The sequence below is a fragment of the Pelosinus fermentans DSM 17108 genome, assembly GCF_000271485.2.
GTDB classification, from domain to species: Bacteria; Bacillota; Negativicutes; order DSM-13327; family DSM-13327; genus Pelosinus; species Pelosinus fermentans.
Genome location: NZ_AKVN02000001.1, coordinates 3,049,268 through 3,067,002 on the forward strand (window position 1 = coordinate 3,049,268; position 17,735 = coordinate 3,067,002).

The 17,735-nt window shown below is 41.6% G+C and carries 15 protein-coding genes; 2 read left to right on the forward strand and 13 right to left on the reverse strand.

Translation table 11 applies throughout. The features are described from left to right. Positions 1 to 17 precede the first annotated feature (17 nt). Positions 18 to 1,964, forward strand: a complete 1,947-nt coding sequence (locus FR7_RS14100; RefSeq protein WP_007935435.1) for a peptidase U32 family protein — start codon at positions 18 to 20, stop codon at positions 1,962 to 1,964. Between the two features lie 45 nt (positions 1,965 to 2,009). Further along, a complete protein-coding gene (locus FR7_RS14105; protein ID WP_007935437.1) occupies positions 2,010 to 3,302 on the forward strand; it encodes an aspartate aminotransferase family protein in 1,293 nt (430 codons plus the stop codon). Here the strand turns inward: FR7_RS14105 and FR7_RS14110 are convergent, their stop codons facing one another. The 13 genes from FR7_RS14110 to FR7_RS14170 all read right to left on the reverse strand — a co-directional run bounded on the left by FR7_RS14110 (position 3,303) and on the right by FR7_RS14170 (position 17,717). Continuing rightward, positions 3,303 to 3,593 carry a hypothetical protein gene (locus tag FR7_RS14110; protein WP_007935439.1) on the reverse strand — a complete coding sequence of 97 codons (291 nt, stop codon included), beginning with the start codon at positions 3,591 to 3,593 and terminating at the stop codon, positions 3,303 to 3,305. Between the two features lie 140 nt (positions 3,594 to 3,733). Further along, on the reverse strand, positions 3,734 to 5,749 hold the full coding sequence (locus FR7_RS14115) for a molybdopterin-dependent oxidoreductase (protein ID WP_007935441.1): 2,016 nt from the start codon (positions 5,747 to 5,749) through the stop codon (positions 3,734 to 3,736). Positions 5,750 to 5,788: 39 nt separating this feature from the next. Continuing rightward, positions 5,789 to 6,736, reverse strand: a complete 948-nt coding sequence (locus tag FR7_RS14120; protein ID WP_007935443.1) for an MOSC domain-containing protein — start codon at positions 6,734 to 6,736, stop codon at positions 5,789 to 5,791. Beyond that, positions 6,721 to 7,212: a cyclic pyranopterin monophosphate synthase MoaC gene (moaC, locus tag FR7_RS14125; protein WP_007939486.1), complete on the reverse strand. Its 492-nt coding sequence runs from the start codon at positions 7,210 to 7,212 to the stop codon at positions 6,721 to 6,723. The genes FR7_RS14120 and moaC overlap by 16 nt, the downstream gene beginning before the upstream one ends. Positions 7,213 to 7,315: 103 nt before the next feature. Then, positions 7,316 to 7,804 (reverse strand): molybdopterin-guanine dinucleotide biosynthesis protein B, encoded by a 489-nt coding sequence (gene mobB, locus FR7_RS14130; protein ID WP_007935447.1) that lies wholly within the window; start codon positions 7,802 to 7,804, stop codon positions 7,316 to 7,318. 33 nt (positions 7,805 to 7,837) lie between these two features. Continuing rightward, positions 7,838 to 8,809 (reverse strand): GTP 3',8-cyclase MoaA, encoded by a 972-nt coding sequence (gene moaA / locus FR7_RS14135; protein WP_007935449.1) that lies wholly within the window; start codon positions 8,807 to 8,809, stop codon positions 7,838 to 7,840. A 215-nt stretch (positions 8,810 to 9,024) separates the two neighbouring features. After that, complete coding sequence (locus FR7_RS14140; protein WP_007935452.1) at positions 9,025 to 9,684, reverse strand: response regulator; 660 nt, start codon at positions 9,682 to 9,684, stop codon at positions 9,025 to 9,027. Continuing rightward, on the reverse strand, positions 9,659 to 10,729 hold the full coding sequence (locus FR7_RS14145; protein WP_007935455.1) for a PAS domain-containing sensor histidine kinase: 1,071 nt from the start codon (positions 10,727 to 10,729) through the stop codon (positions 9,659 to 9,661). Before FR7_RS14145 ends, FR7_RS14140 begins: the two co-directional genes overlap by 26 nt. A 36-nt stretch (positions 10,730 to 10,765) precedes the next feature. Beyond that, positions 10,766 to 11,200, reverse strand: a complete 435-nt coding sequence (locus FR7_RS14150) for a GAF domain-containing protein (protein ID WP_007935458.1) — start codon at positions 11,198 to 11,200, stop codon at positions 10,766 to 10,768. A 123-nt stretch (positions 11,201 to 11,323) separates the two neighbouring features. Then, a complete protein-coding gene (narI, locus tag FR7_RS14155; RefSeq protein WP_007935459.1) occupies positions 11,324 to 12,025 on the reverse strand; it encodes a respiratory nitrate reductase subunit gamma in 702 nt (233 codons plus the stop codon). Continuing rightward, complete coding sequence (gene narJ / locus FR7_RS14160) at positions 12,022 to 12,567, reverse strand: nitrate reductase molybdenum cofactor assembly chaperone (RefSeq protein ID WP_007935461.1); 546 nt, start codon at positions 12,565 to 12,567, stop codon at positions 12,022 to 12,024. The genes narI and narJ overlap by 4 nt, the downstream gene beginning before the upstream one ends. Further along, positions 12,557 to 14,038, reverse strand: coding sequence for a nitrate reductase subunit beta (gene narH / locus FR7_RS14165; protein WP_007935463.1), 1,482 nt, complete (start codon positions 14,036 to 14,038; stop codon positions 12,557 to 12,559). Before narH ends, narJ begins: the two co-directional genes overlap by 11 nt. Further along, a complete protein-coding gene (locus FR7_RS14170; RefSeq protein WP_007935464.1) occupies positions 14,028 to 17,717 on the reverse strand; it encodes a nitrate reductase subunit alpha in 3,690 nt (1,229 codons plus the stop codon). Before FR7_RS14170 ends, narH begins: the two co-directional genes overlap by 11 nt. Between the last annotated feature and the right edge of the window lie 18 nt (positions 17,718 to 17,735).

A 17,735-nucleotide genomic window follows, 5' to 3' on the forward strand; every position in this document is an offset into this window, starting at 1 on the left:
TTGCTGGAGATGAAAAAATGCTATTAACACGAGACTCTGTAGAATTACTCGCTCCCGTTGGTACATGGGATGTATTAGAAGCTGCGATTGAAGCCGGAGCCAATGCGGTATATTTAGGCGGAAAACGCTTTAATATGCGTATGTTTAAAACAACTGCCAATTTTGATGATGCTACTCTTGGTAAAGCAATTGAATATGCCCACCGTCACAATGTCGCCTTACATGTCACTGTCAACAACCTAATTAGTGATCGTGAGCTTGATAATATGCGCTCCTACCTTAAACTCCTTGATGAGTTAAAACCAGATGCACTCATTGTACAGGATTTATCCATTTTACAATTGGCTCGTGAAATGAATCTGAGCGTTCCCTTACATGCTTCAATTATGATGAATACTCATAACGAGCATGCCGTACGCGCTTTACAAGGCTATGGAATCAGCCGGGTCGTCGTAAACCGCGAAATGTCCTTATCCCAGCTTAGTCTACTAAAAGAACGTACTGGTATTGAAGTAGAGTATTTTATTCATGGTGATATGTGCATTTCCCATAGTGGCCAATGTGTACAATCAGGAGTTGTTTTTGGACAAAGTTCCAATCGGGGCCGCTGTCTAAAACCGTGCCGTTGGCCGTACCAATTAGTAGATGCAGCAACAGGTCTTCCAATCGACGATCAGGCCCCTGGTCCTTACAAATTAGCCATGAAAGATATGTGCTTGTATATGAAACTGCCTGAACTGATCCAAGCAGGTGTATCTTCTTTCAAAATTGAAGGGCGCATGCGTACTGCGGATTTTGTGAGTGGCATTGTTAAAACATACCGTAAAGCGATTGATCGTTATATTGCAGATCCAATGGGATACACACCTGATTTACAAGACTGGGAAAACTTGCAGAACACACGTTCCCGAGACTTTTCCACTTGCTATGCCTTAGGCAATCCTGGAGCAGCAGCGATTGGTTATAGTGGTAAACGTGAGCCACGTTTCTTCAGTCAGGCCGTACGAGAAGCGGATATGGCAACCCTTGCCAAACGATCACTTCCAAATCCAACAAACAAACTCTTTGCTCCTGCATTAAGTGTTCGCGTTGCTGATCTAGCTTCCCTGATCGCCGCTTGCCAAAATGGTGCTAATACGATCTATATCGGTGGCGAAGTCGCAAAACCTGGTATTCCGTGGACGCTCCAGACAATGGTACAAGCTGTAGAAGAAGCTGGCAAATATGGTGCAAAAGTTATTATTACGACACCACGCATCACGATGGAACGAGAATGTGGTGAATTAGAACAATTTTTCAGTTCCCTTGCAAAAATAAATCCCCATGGCTTAATGGTCGGAAATTTAGGTGCCTTGACTTTGGCTCAGCAGCATACTGCTCTTCCACTACAAGCTGAGTTTTCTTTTAATGTCTTCAACCATGTAGCAGCGCAGTTGTTAAAAAATAAGAATGTGAAAAAAGCCACGATTTCTCTCGAAGCCACTTATGAACAAATCATGCAATTGGTTGAGAATAGTCCCCTTCCTTTAGAATTCATTGTTCATGGTTCATTGCCAGCAATGATTACCGATCATTCCATACCAGAAGCTGTACTTACTAACCAGTATCAAAGCGACTATGATCCGGCATTGGATACAACTCGATACGCTTTGCTGGATACAGCAGGCCAGCAGCATCCTATTATGGTAGATCAATATGGACGCAGCAACCTTCTCTTTGCTAAAGACTTGTGTTTATTACCCCATTTGCACTCCTTAAGAACTGTACAGAATTATCGCATTGAAGGTCAATATTATACTCCGGAACTTGTTGGACTGATTACAAAAATTTATCGTGAAGAACTTGATAAAATCGCCGCCGAGCAATCAACCTATCACTTCGATGAAAGCCAGCTAGAAAAAATTGCAGCAGCAAGTCCCAGAGAATTAGGTATCGGTACTTTCCGCTACCGCTTATCCAAGTAATTTAAAAATTCCTCGTCCTATAAAAAATCGAAAGGTGAGATTGTTTTGAATCACTATATTGGCCCTGAAGAAATTTTACGTAAAAAGCGGGAATATTTGATTCCCTGCGCATATCACTTTTATAATCAACCTATGCAATTAGTCCGGGGTAGTATGCAATATTTATATGACTCCGCCGGTAAAGAATATCTGGATTGTTTCGCTGGTGTATCCGTTGTTAACTGCGGTCACTGCAATCCCGAAATTACCAAAGCAATCTGTGATCAAGTAAACACATTGCAGCATACTTGTACGATTTATTTAACAGAAAACATTGTAAATCTAGCGGAACAATTAGCCCGGCTCACACCTGGAAGATTGCAGAAAACTTTTTTTTGTTCTAGCGGCAGTGAAGCCAATGAAGGCGCTGCTTTGTTAGCCTCTTTATACACAGGGAGTTCTGAATTCATTAGTTTACGGCAAGGGCTTCATGGGCGTACTAAATTAGGAATGAGCCTTACTGGTCTTAGTATGTGGCGCACCGACAATACTCCTGTTGGCGGCATTAACTTCGCCCCTAATGCTTACTGTTACCGCTGTCCTTTAAATAAAAAATATCCCGAATGCGATCTAGCCTGTGCAAATGAAATTGAAACAATAATAAAAACAGCCACTTCCGGAAAAGTGGCTGCCATGTTTGTCGAACCGATTCAAGGCAATGGTGGTATGATTACTCCACCATTGGATTATTTCAAACGCGTCAAATCAATTCTGGATGCCTATGGTATTTTGTTAATCGTTGATGAAGTCCAAACTGGTTTTGGACGTACAGGTACTTTTTTTGCCATGGAACATTATGACGTAGAAGCGGATATCATGACAATGGCAAAGGCACTTGCCAATGGCACGCCTGTTGGAGCCTTCACTGCCAGAGCCGAAATTGCAGATGTCTATACTCGTCCTGGAGCATCTACTTTAGGTGGAAATCCTGTAACAGCTGCCGCAAGTCTAGCGACGCTGCATTATCTTACCAAACATGATCTCCCTGGCAAAGCTGCTGTACTAGGCAAGATACTAAAGGATGGTCTTATTGTCCTACAGCAAAAACATCCCATTATTGGAGATATACGCGGCTTGGGACTTATGATTGGTGTGGAATTAGTATACAGCGATAAAACACCTGCAATTAAAGAAACTGATTTCATTTTGGAAGAAATGAAAAATCGCGGCATTTTAGTCGGCAAGAATGGTCCTAACCGTAATGTCCTGGCATTTCAGCCACCACTGGTAATTACTGCTGAAGATCTTCATCGGCTGCTAAATAACTTAGATGATGTACTATCTTTGATAGAAATCTAATTATAATTCACGCATTAAGCGTTCCGGGCGTATCCGTTTATGGGTATGCTCTTCTTTTTTCAGCATAACTTGTAGTTGTGACGGGCGTCGTTTCACTGCTTTTATTGTTCTCGCATGAGCAATAAAAGCTACAATTGCTATCATTGCCCACAAGCCGACAAAGACCCGCCCCGCTGATGATGCAATCAGCTCAGGTATAAAGAGGGAAAATAGCGTCAACATTGTCATTAACGCTAAGATGCTTATTAAAGATCCAAATTTACCTATCTTTTCTTTAAACAAAGTTCTCATAACAGTCACTCCTTACTTAGTTCAATTGGCCTGTAAATAAGTGTGCTAGTTTAATTTATTCTAACTTACAATTAACTATTACCAAAATCTTAGATTTTATGTACAAAATATAACCAAATTCAATCCTACCACAATGTTGACTAGTGAAAGGAACGAACATCAACCTTTGTATCGTAAAAGGTACTCGCTGCTCCACGATCTGTAAGCCGCTGGGATGTTAATGCATTCACCGAACTTTTTCCCGGGGTATTTTTGATCCAGAAGATTCCTTCTGTCACAACAATGCCACTTGGAACTTCAGAGGCTATTTTAAGAATAAATACAACTTCGCCTCGTTCATTAAAAGCAATAACCTCCTGTCCATTTTTAAATCCCTTCTTTTCAGCATCATAAGGATTCATCATCAAATACATCGCTTTTCTTTTTTCCAAAAGATCAGGCCGTTCATTAAAGGAGGAGTTAAGCGAATATAAACCTGGAGCATTCATGAGCCAAAAAGGTGCATCATCCCCATGAGATGGCTTATAGGTAGGGAAGGGATCTATTTCCCGCGGGTTAAAAATCTCGATTTTTCCCGATGGAGTTTTAAATGTTATTTTGTAATCAGGCGGCAACGGCAATTCTGCTGCCATTCCCTCCTGAACCTTGTTCATATCAATTTGTTCCAGCCATGGCTTAGGAGATTCTAGCAGCTGCTGAATGATTTCATCAGTTGTTTGCTCAAAGAAAGATTCCTCAAATCCCATAGCACTTGCTAATAACCTGAAAACATCCCAATTGGATTTTGCTTCTCCTACTGGTGGAATCACCGGATATGCCCGTTGAACACAATAATGCCCATAAGAGCGATAAATATCAGAGTGCTCTAAAGAACTGGTAGCTGGCAGCACTAGGTCCGCATAACGAGCTGTATCGGTCATAAAACGTTCATGAACAATCATAAACAGCTCTTCCCGCAATAGCCCTTTCACTACAGCATTCTGATCTGGTGCAACAATAGCAGGATTAGAATGATATACATACATACTCATAATAGGAGGATTTGTTATCTGCTGCAAAGCATGACCTAATTGATTCATATTTACAATTCGGGTGGGTTCTTGCATAAAATCCTCCCGGATTATCGAATCCATAGCAAAAGCACTTCCTGTGCCAATACTTGCTAATAGCCCGCCCCCCACTTTTGCCCAAGCTCCCACAAGAGCTGGAAGACATGTAATGGCACGGACTGTCATCGCGCCATTACCATAACGTGATAGACCGCTGCCCATAACAATAAAAGGAGCCCGTGCCTTTCCATATAGAATCCCTATCTCCTCGACACTAGCAGCATCAATTCCGGTAATTTTACTTACTGCATCTAATGAATATTCTGGCAAAGATTCTTTCTCGAAGGCCTCAAAGCCTTGTACATATTGAGCAACAAACTCTTCAGCTATTAACTTCTTGTCAACTAAGACACGCATCATACCTAAAGCCAAGGCACCATCGCTGCCAGGTCGCACCATGATTACCTTATCAGCAAATTGAGCCGCTGATGATTGATAGGTCTCAATCAACCAAACCACTGCTCCTGCTTTCTTGGCCTCTCGTATCTGATACAGCAAATGAATATTCGTCGCTAGAATGTTCGTCCCCCAAAGAATAATTAAATCACTTGCTGATACTTCTTGAGGATGGGGTGCTAGGCTCGAACCCATAACTGCCGACCAGCCATACCCCTTAGCTGAAGAACAAATTGTCCGCTCTAAACGCGATGCCCCTAAACGATGAAAAAAAGCCTCACCAATATTACGCTGCACCACGCCCATTGTTCCAGCATAGGAGTAAGGTAATATCGCCTGCGAGCCATATTCAGCAATAATTCCTTGCCAGCGTTCTTTAATATGAAAAATTGCCTCTTCCCAGGAAATCTCTTTAAATTCTCCTGCACCTTTTGATCCAGTCCGTAATAAGGGTTTCGTCAGCCTCTCTGGGGAATGCACTGTTTTCTCATAATGATTCATTTTAGAGCATAAAGTTCCTCTTGTATGAGGATGATCTGGATCTCCTGTAACTCTTACCGCTTTCCCCTCCACCGTTTCCACCATAAGTCCGCAGGTATCAGGGCAGTCATAGGGACAAACGGATCGCTTTACTTCGATTTTAGGATTCACTACGCAACCTCCTATTGAACTTTTAATCATCCATTGTCTTTAGTTACAGCCTTTTTCCACTCCACATTCACCACCCGTACCGTGAAGAATCTCTAGAGCATGAGGCAGTACAGGTAAAATAATTTCCAAACATTCCCGGACTGCTTTAGGACTCCCTGGCAAATTTACAATCAAACATTTACCTCGAATGCCTGCTACTGCTCGACTTAACATTGCTCTTGGAGATATCGCAGCACTCTCTCGCCTCATGGCTTCTGGTAAACCAGGAACAGCCCTTTCAATAACACGCAACGTAGCTTCCGGGGTTACGTCCCTCGGTGAAAATCCAGTCCCTCCTGTGGTAAGCAAAAGCCCCACACCAAGTTGATCTACCATTTCTATCATAGCTTCCACTAATACATTCTGGTCATCAGGCAGTATACGATAGTCAATCACCTGCCCGTTTATATTCGGCACAAGCTTCTCAATCTCTTTGGCACTGGTATCTTCTCGTTCTCCAATTGCTCCTTTGTCACTAGCCGTAATAATACCTACTGGTATCCCCTGCCAGACTTCAATCTCATCCTCTGCTTTTACCCTGCCACCAACTAGTACTCGGGTGAAAATGCCTTCTTTCGGCATAACGCATTGACCAATCTGCTTGAAAATCTCGCAATGATGATGACAACTCTTGCCGATTTGAGTTACTTCCAGTAAGGTTTCTCCTGTCTTTAAATAGGTTCCAACGGGTAGTTTAAAAAGCTCTAATCCTTCTGTCGTGAGATTTTCAGCAAAGTCTCCCGGAGCGAGCTCCAACCCCTTTTTTTTGCCGATTTCCTTCATTTTTTCAATACTATCTACACTAAGCAAGCTGATCTGCCGATGCCATTTTCCTGCGTGAGCATCGCCTTCCATCCCCCAATTTGCTCTCAACTTCGCCTCACCTATATTTTCTTTGCGCACCCCTTTTTCCTTGCTGATACAAACAGCGGCTATTTTGGCAGACATGAATCATCCTTCCTTTCAAACAGGCCACTCTTACCGCCTTCTTTTTTCATTAAACAAATGTTTGCTATTACCATAGAACGATCAATTGCCTTACACATATCATATATTGTCAGAGCTGTAACGCTAACGGCGGTCATGGCCTCCATCTCTACACCTGTTTGCCCGCTCACCCTAACAGCAGCTTCTATCATGATGGATTGCTGCTCTCTGGTAAAATGGATCTCAACCGAACTAATTAATAGAGGATGACAAAGCGGTATGAGGTGCTGGGTCTGCTTTGCAGCCATGATACCTGCCAAACGTGCTACTTCTAACACATTTCCTTTGGCAATTTGACTGTCATATATTTTTTCTAGTGTTTCTTTTTCCATAAAAATTTGTCCACGAGCTACTGCTTGTCTTTGCGTTATATGTTTAACAGTGACATCTACCATGTGGCTTTCGCCCTGAGCATTAAAATGAGTAAATTCTGCCATAATTATGTACAAATCCCTTCCATTTATAAATAAATGATAAAAATATAGAACTCACCTTTACAGCTGCAGCACCACAGTCTCTGGTCTTCTAGCGATCTGTCAGCTATATCTTTGATAACCGAATTCTATTTTCTAAAAAATCAGCAACCTCTTTGATCGCTTCCAGCTTAAAATAAGGGACACCAGTATAAATTTGCTGATCTGCAACTAAGGCAATCCGATTCTTTTTTAGGCCAATATATTCTCGTCCCTGCCGATGTACCTCAATTTGTGGTTTCTCTTCCAGTTTAAACCCCTCTGTTAAAATTAAATCCACATTGCTAATCCCTTGAATAATCTCATCCAGCGCAAGTGGCTGGGTAAGGGTGTGCACGATTGCTACTTGATGTGCAGAGGCAATGCATACAACATCAGCACCAGCTTGACGGTGCTTCCATGTATCCGTCCCAGCATGATCCATTTCAAAATCATGACCATCATGTTTGATCACTGCAATACGATAACCACGATTTTTCAGCTCACGAATAACCTTTGTCAAAAGCGTCGTTTTACCGCTATTGGAATAACCTACAAAGGAAACAAGGGGTATCATAGTCACTTTCCTTCTTTCTACTATTACTTTAAATTAGCCACCAATACGATGCATACCTCTTTTACCTTTTCCCCCATTCTTCAAGTCACATTCCTTAGGTTTATTCCAGATCACTTGTTTTATCGTATCCAAGAGCTTTTGATCAGAAATTCCTGCACGCAGCCTTTCACGCAAGGAATATTCCTGGTTCGATAACAGACAAGGTTTAAGATTGCCATCAGGAGTAAGACGAATTCGATTGCAAGAACTGCAGAAATGTTGAGAAATAGGAGTAATAAAACCAATTGAGCCCTGTGCCTGAGGGAAGCGATATATTTGAGCAGGTGAGTGATTACTCATTTCAGGAATCAGTTTGGCAAAGCCAGCTTTTAAAAGTTGCTGCTTCATTTTATCTGCTGCAAATAAATATTTTCGTTCCAATGCAAAGGGCATATATTCAATAAATCGAACCTGATAGGGATTATTTATGGCCAATTTCGCAAAATCAGCAATTTCATCTGAATTTATACCATTCATAACTACCATATTTAACTTAATCGGTGTAAGGCCTATTTCTTGCGCTTTTTTTATTCCTGCCAATACCCGATACAATACATCATGTCCTGTTATCTGTTTAAATCGCTCAGGATCTAATGTATCAAGACTCACATTGATACGTTTCACCCCAGCTTCCTTTAAAAGAGAAGCATATTCTTCCAGCATACTACCATTCGTTGTTACAGCCACTTCTTTGATCCCAGGAATAGCTGTTACCTTATGTAAAAAGCCAATAATCCCTTTACGTATCAAAGGCTCACCACCAGTAATACGTACTTTATCAACCCCTAAACTGGCAAAGGCAGTAATAATGCGCAAGATTTCTTCATACCGTAAAATATCATTATGCTCCATCCATTTTACACCTTCTGAAGGCATACAGTATAGGCATCGAAAATTGCACCTATCCGTTACTGCTACTCGCAGGTAATGAATGCGCCTTCCCACACTGTCATATAAACCATTCATCCTGCAACCTCCTGTCTTATTTTTATGCAAAATACTATGGTCTTTATCCGATGACCAACTCGCTATAAGACTCCCCCTCTTCCAAAAGATAGTTCGTGTGCAATTAAGTCCGGCGGATAAGTACAACAAATCGGTCATTTGGTGTTAACCCCATCTAAATCAAGTCTCTTGCAACAATTCTAAATGAAGATTACTCTCATACTGTATTGATAGTATTAGCCTTCCAAATCTAATAATCCTTTTTTCATTGCGTATCTAACCATTTCCGGTCTAGTTTTTAAATCAAGTTTTTCCATGATTCTAGCCTTGTAAGCTTCAACGGTCTTAACAGAAAGACAAAGTTGCTCAGCAATGTCTTTATTAGCATACCCCATAGCCACCAAGCGCAATGTTTGTTTCTCTCGTTCTGTTAATAATTGCAATGACTCAAATTCTTCGCTTTTATTTCCCTGCCGTAAAAATCTCTCAATTAAAGATTTAGCAGCAGATGGATATAAATAAGATTCCCCTTGGTGAACTGTGCGAATGGCTTTGAGTAAATCAAAGTCAGGAGCAGTTTTTACAATATATCCCACTGCCCCCGCCTTTAAAGACTGAAATAGATATTCTTCATCATCGTGCATGGTTAGAATCAGCACTCGAATCTCTGGTAGTAATTCCTTTAATCTAGCAGTAGCAATCAGACCATTCTCACCTGGAGGCATGCTCAAATCCATAAGTACCACCTGAGGAAGAAGTTTTACCCCTAATTCTACCGCTTCTCTTCCATCAGCAGCCACCCCTACCACTTGCATATCCTGCTGGGAATTAATTAACATAGCTAATCCCGAACGGACAACAGCGTGATCATCAGCTATTAGAACACGAATGGTCATAGATTATTTCCTCCTCTTTGCCCAAGGGAACATATACACGAATCGTAGTACCATGATCACATCCGGAAGTAATTTTAAGAGTACCGCCAATCAATTTCGCTCTTTCTCGCATACCATAAAGCCCTAATCCTGTTCCCATCACTTCTATTTTCTCTAGATTAAAACCCCTTCCCAAATCTATAACTGCCAAATACAATAGTTGATCCTGTTCTTCAAAATGTATCTCTAATGTATCAATATTCGCATATTTAGCCGCATTTATCATAGCTTCTTGACAAATACGATAAAGTGCTGTTTCTATCGATGCTCCATAACGACGCTCTTGTCCTACAACGGATAACCTTGTTACAATTCCATAGGTTCGCTCAAACTGTTTAATGAAAGAACGTAAGGCTGGTACAATTCCCCAATCATCAAGTGAGGAAGGTCTTAGATCTACAGCAATATGTCGGACTTCACTCAAAGCTTGAACCGCCATATCTCTCACTAATTGAAAATGACTTTTTAAGTCATTTTCTAGTTCCATCTGTTCAATTATATTAAGTCCTACAATCATGCTGTAAATGGTTTGCCCCACTCCATCATGCAGCTCACGAGACACACGCTTACGTTCCCCTTCTTGCGCCTGAATCATATAATTCGCCATTTTTTTTTGAACATATTTTTGGTCTTGCTTATTGTATTCGGACATATCGCGAAGTACGACGATCAAAAAACCACCAGCATTCTGCGGCAAACGAGTTGTACTAGCTGATACCGAAAAAATATGTCCCTTTCTGTGCAATAAACGAATTTTAAAGGAAGACATACTTTCTAAGGTAGTAAAACAATTTATACAAACTGTAAAATCTGCACACCTTTCCATCCCATGACAAATATCACATAAACTCATTTTATGAATCAGCTCTTCAGTACAATAGCCCGTCAGCATTTCGATTGACGGATTCGCATCAATAATAATACCCTTATCATCTAAAATGACAATTGCATCGCTTCCATACTGAAAAATGTCTTTAAATAATGGCTCCGAAGTTTTCTGCCTCACGCCAATAGCCTCCATTATAGTAAATGCATGCTTTTCTCAGATACCTATTATATTTTCCATTTCTTTAGCAACTTGTTTCACTAATCCAACTATCACTTCTTCTATTCTACATGGATTACGATAACCAATTAATAACACACCTTTTACTCTTCCCGCTATCAAGACTGGAACTCCCAAAGCGGATCGCAGTTCTTCAGCATAAAGAATGGGATATTCTTGAGGGTCATCATGTTGCCTATGCTCATAATTCTCTAATATCATTGGCCTACCTGCCATCAATACTTTTCCTGCAATTCCTTTACCAGAACGTAATACAATTCGTCGAAAACGTTCATTTTTATTACCTACTGCATATTTCCAACGAATAACAGCTTCTCCTGGCTCTTGACAGGCAAAAGCCGAGAAGTCAGCATCAGTCCGTTGTCGTAACTCCTCCAAATATTTATTAATTACTCCTGCTAGTGTATCCATTAAGAAATTCTCCCGAAATATTAATTTTACTTACAATTTAGCACAGTTTCTATTTAAAAGCAAAGACAAAGAAGGTTATGAAATAAGGGCAATCTAAAAAATAACTTTGATTGCCCTTACAACTCAATGAAATGATTTTACTTTTAAGTCCTTACTAAAATATTGAATATATGCTCTGTTGATATATTCAATAGGCATACTCCATACATGTACCAATCTTGTAAAAGGCCACAATGCAAATATTCCAAAACCCACTACAACATGAAGTTTGAACACCAAAGGTACAGCAGCCATAAAGGAAGCAGCAGGCTGCAAAAATAATAAACCTCTAAACCAAGGACCAATGGTTTCCCGATAATCAAAACTACCTGTACTCAGTACATTTGTAATTGTACTTGCCAACCCTAACGAAACTTCAATCAGCACCAATATCACAACAATTAAATCAGCTGCACTACTAACTGCAAATACACGATCATTGCCAAAGCGGCGCAGCGTAAGAATAAGAATACCTGCTAATGCGACCAGGCCAGCTGGTCCTCCACCATAAACAGCAGCCATATGATACATCTGTTCATTTACTCCAATGGATTCAAAAAAGGCCTTAGGGATCAACAGACCAGAAATGTGCCCTCCAACGACGGCTAAAATACCAGCGTGAAACAACATACTACCCCACCATAAACTACGTTTTTCTAATAATTCACTTGATTTAGCTGTCCACCCTAATTGATCCGTATTATAACGATAAATATGCCCAACAACAAAAATAGTTAACGCTATATAAGGATAGATCACCCATAGAAATTGTTCTGTGAATTTCATGATAGATCTCCTCCTGTATGGACAGTTTCTACACATGCCGCTGGTACTGTAGATGGGATGCAAAGCTCAAGCAATGCAGCGTAAGGATTATGTTTTTCCTTAAGTTGCTGCCATAATTTTTCCATACCAGGACCTACAATTTCTAGAACCTGCTTACATGATTCCTGGTTAGCAATCGCTAAGAATTCAAGCAACAGGGGAAGATAGTCAGGTAATTCCTCTGTATCTACCTCAAGTCCAGCTTGTAAATAGATTGCTTTCAAATCTGCCAGCACCTGACCACGCTTTCGATCATCAGGACAGAGCAAGGAGGTAATATACAAATTACAGTGTTCGCTAAAATCAAAAGTGTCTACATATTCTGCTGCTAATTCTTCACAACTTCTGTGGTCCAAATAATCCAGAAAAGTATCTATATTTTCTTTCTTGGGCAAATGTTCCAATTTACTTGCCAGTATACGTAATTGATTGATTTCCAGCCAGCCGCTCTTAGGATATTGCAGCAATATGGAGAGGAATTGCAACATTTCTTTAGCTATCACCTTCTTCACCTCCAGTGCTATAGAAAGAGTTACCCTGGGGCAGAGAATAACCACAACTACCTTGTTGTTTATATACATTCACATATTTTTCTTGATGTGATGTGGGAATAACAAAGCGATCCTCATATTTGGCAATGGCCAGCAGACGATACATACGCTCAGCAGCAATTTCATCAAGACCAGCCTTCCTTAGCTTATCCACATCAACTGTTTTGTTCATATTGATTGATCGCATATAGGTTCGCATCGCAAGCAGTTTACCTAAAGCAATTTTTACAGCTTCTGTATTACCAGCCGTCAAGATATTGGCCAAGTACTCGATGGGAATACGCATATCATCGAGTAACGGAAATAAATTTTGATTTACTCCTTGTTCTTTTGCCGCACTAACAATGGGACTAAGAGGTGGTATATACCATACCATTGGCATGGTGCGAAATTCCGGATGCAGCGGCAGTGCCACCCCATACCGTACAGCTAAATCATAGATGGGGGAACGCTTCGCATCCTCTAACCAATCTTCACGAATGCCATCAAGGCGAGCCTTTGCAATCACTCCAGGATCAGCCGGGTCTAAGAATACACCAAGCTGAGCCTCATATAAATTCTGTTCATTGACAGTGGATGCCGCTTCTTTTACTTTATCTGCATCATACAATATAACGCCCATATACCGCACACGCCCGGAACAAGTTTCCGAACAAATAGTTGGCTGACCAGATTCCACCCGGGGAAAGCAAAAAATACATTTTTCGGCCTTATGGGTTTGCCAATTAAAATAAACCTTTTTATACGGGCAACCCGTCATGCACAGACGCCAGCCTCGACAAGCGTCCTGATCGACTAAAACAATGCCATCTTCTTCCCGCTTATAAATAGCACCTGAAGGACATGCTGCCACACAGCCGGGATTTAGACAGTGTTCACAAAGCCTTGGTAAATAGGCCATGAAGGTCTGTTCAAACTCAAATTTCACTTTTTCCTGCATCTTTACTATATTCGGGTCCTTATTACCAGTTTGATGGGCACCTGCCAAATCATCTTCCCAGTTTGGCCCCCACTTCAACTCCATATTCTTACCAGTAATCACTGATTTAGGACGGGCAACGGGCTGATAGCGCTTGGTGGGACTGTTCAGTAGTTTTTCATAATCATATGTCCAAGGTTCGTAGTAATCATCAAGGGTCGGCATATCAGGATTATGAAACAACTTAAATAATAACTTTGCCAAACGACTGCCGCCTTTTAGCCTGATTTTACCATCTTGTAATTCCCAACCACCTTTGTATTTTTCTTGATTTTCCCATTCCACAGGATAACCAATGCCAGGTTTGGTTTCTACATTGTTAAACCACATATACTCCGCACCCTCACGATTGGTCCAAGTATTCTTACAGGTCACACTGCAAGTATGGCAGCCAATGCATTTATCCAAATTAATTACCATAGCCAATTGAGCTTTAATCTTCAAGCCAAGCTACCTCCTTCAACTTGCGAACTGCAACATAGATATCTCTTTGATTGCCAATTGGCCCGTAATAGTTAAACCCATAGCTAAGCTGGGCATATCCGCCAATACATTGAGTGGGCTTCACATGAACCCGTGTAGGACTATTGTGGGTACCGCCTCGCTGACCGGTAATGGCTGAACCTGGGACATTGATATGCTTATCTTGGGCGTGATACATATAAAGAGTACCCCTGGGCATACGGTGACTCACCACTACTCTGGCGGCAACGACACCATTACGGTTATATACTTCTACCCAGTCATTATCTTTAAGATCTGCCTGCAAGGCGTCCTGATGGTTCACCCATACATGAGGCCCACCGCGGAATAAGGTCAGCATATGCAGGTTATCTTGATAGGTACTGTGTATATTCCATTTGCCATGGGGGGTAAGATATCGCAGCACAATCTCCTTACCTGCTGCTAAGGGTTTATGTTCTTTGCCAGCAAACAGTACCGGTGATAAAGTCGGTTTATATACAGGCATGGCTTCACCAAACTCCAGCATGATTTCATGATCGATATAGAAATGCTGCCGTCCTGTCAATGTGCGAAAAGGCATCAAATGATCGATACTGGTAGTAAAGGGTGAATAGCGCTTATTTCCTTGATTGGAACCAGTAAACACAGGTGTGGGAATAACTTGCCTAGGCTGCACCGTAATGTCATTAAAAGTAAACTTTTCTCCCGCCCGGCCAGCGCTGATATCTTTAAGCTCCATACCCGTTTTCTTTTCCGCATCTTCCCAAGCCTTCATGGCTAATTTGCCATTAGTAGCACTTGACAATGTAAGGATTGCTTCTGCCGCTTGACGAGCAGTCTCAATAGCAGGTCGACCGAAAGCCACACCTGGCACCGTAATCTGCCCATTACTCTTTTTTAGTTCCTCATACTGTTCTTTAACAGGAAAAGCAATACCATGGGCCCCCACTGGATTTTTTCCTAACAATGGACCAAGGGAAGTAAATTTATTATAAATTTCTTTATAATCCCGCTCCACCATTACCAGATTCGGCATCGTCTTTCCAGGCACCGCTTCTACTTCCCCTTTGCGCCAATCCAGCACCTTGCCAAAAGGCTGGGCAATCTCGCCTGGCGAATCATGCATAAGAGGCACTGCCACGATATCTTGTTGCACCTCAGGCAGATATTCTTTTGCTGTAGTGGAAAAGGCCTTGGCTAAACTTTTGAAAATATCCCAATCTGATTTGGCTTCCCAAGGTGGATTAATAGCTGGATTGAACGGATGAACAAAAGGATGCATATCCGTACTGCTTAAATCTGTTTTTTCATACCAAGTAGCTGCAGGCAGTACAATATCAGAATAAAGCGCCGTGCCAGCCATACGAAAATCTATAGTAACCAATAAATCCAGCTTACCTTCTGGCGGTGCATTATTCCACGTAACTTCCTCTGGTCTTAGCTCTTCATTCGGTTCCGATAAGAGACCATGAGATGCTCCCAGTAGATATTTCAGAAAATACTCATGCCCTTTACCAGAACTAGAAATCAGGTTAGAACGCCAGACAAATAATCCACGAGGGTGATTCTTCCTGTTGTCAGGGTCTTCTACGGCAAAAGACATGGATTTGTCCTTGAGTTTTTCAACGACATGACGGATGACTTGTTCGGAAGTTTCAGCTCCTGCTTGACTGGCTTTAGTACTCAGCTGTAAAGGATTTTCACTAAACTGAGGGTAGGAAGGCATCCATCCAAGTCTAGCGGCTAACACATTATAGTCTGCGGGATGGCTATAGCGGCTTTTAGTGACTGTTGGTGATTTTAGTCCATCCATGCTATGTGTTTCATACTGCCACTGGTTGGTGGCAAAATAAAAAAAGGAGGTCGCATTCTGCAGACGGGGAGGCATTGACCAGTCACGAGCAAATGCTACTGTACCCCAGCCTTCGATAGGACGACACTTCTCCTGTCCTACATAATGAGCCCAACCACCGCCATTTACGCCCTGACAGCCAGTTAGGATTACCAAATTTAATATAGCCCGATAAATGGTATCTCCATTAAACCAATGATTAATGCCTGCTCCCATGATAATCATGGACCGCCCCAACGTATCGGCAGCATTTTGGGCAAATTCTCTAGCTATCTGAATCACTAATTCCGTTTCCACATTCGTATGTTTCTTTTGCCAAGCCGGGGTATATGTTTGTTCATCATAATAATCTACAGGATATTGTCCTGGCAGATTACGTTTCACTCCATATTGAGCTAACATCAGATCAAATACAGTTGTGACTCTTAGCAATTTACCGTTATTCATAATCAATTTAACAGGGATGCCTCGTTTAACAATTCCAGTACCACCTTCCGTAAATTCAGGAAGATCCACGCAAATTTGCTCATCTTCCAGGCCAAGGAATGTCAGTAAAGGAGAAAGAGCCTCACCAGATTCATTCTCCATTTTCAGATTCCATTGTCCCGTACTATCCCAACGCTGGCCAATGGTCCCTTTAGGAATTGCCGGGCCTTCTTGTACTGCATCCCACAGTACTGGTTTCCACTCGCCTTTATTTACTGCCAGCCCAAGATCACTAGCCCTTACAAAACGCCCCGGGGTATAAACAGTATCCTCTTTTTCAATGAGTACTAAAAATGGCATATCCGTAAACTGTTTTGCATAGTCCAGAAAGTATTTTTCTTGTTTATCAACATAAAATTCTTTCAAAATTACATGGGTCATTGCCTGAGCTAGAGCAGCGTCTGATCCCGGATTAACTGGAAGCCAATTGTCAGCAAATTTTACATTTTCCGCATAGTCAGGACTGACGGCTACGACCTTCGTACCTTTATAACGGACTTCCGTCATAAAATGGGCATCCGGTGTTCGAGTCATTGGTATATTGGAACCCCACATAATGATATACCCCGCATTATACCAGTCGCTGCTTTCTGGTACATCCGTCTGCTCACCCCATATCTGTGGTGATGCAGGGGGCAAATCTGCATACCAGTCATAAAAGCTTAGCATAGGGGCACCTAAGAGTGATAAAAATCGTGATCCCGCTGCATAGCTGACCATGGACATGGCAGGTATAGGCGTAAAACCAGCAATGCGGTCAGGTCCATAAGTGATAATGGTATATAGCAGCATAGCTGACATGATTTCATTAACTTCTTGCCACTCAGCCCGTACAAAGCCGCCCTTGCCCCGCACCTCTTTATATTGTTTTGCTTTGTCTTGATCTTCTACAATCGAGCCCCAAGCCTTTACTAAATGACCATTATTTTTTGTTAATGCCTCACGCCATAATGACAATAATTGACTGCGAATATAAGGGTGCTTAATTCTAAGAGGACTATATACATACCAGGAGAAGCTAGCTCCCCTTGGACATCCTCTAGGCTCGAACTCTGGCATATCCGGTCCTGTGGAAGGATAATCTGTCTGCTGGTTTTCTGAGGTAATAATACCGTCCTTAACAAATACCTTCCAGCTGCAGGACCCTGTACAGTTTACACCATGGGTCGTGCGTACCACTTTGTCATAATTCCAACGCTTACGGTATATAGTTTCAGCGTCTCGATCATCTGCAACCACTTGACTCCAGCCATTCTGCGCTGTTTCTTTGATTTTAAAGAAATTCAGTTTTTTCCATAATGGTAATTCTTGCTTCTCCATTTATTCTCACCTCCATAT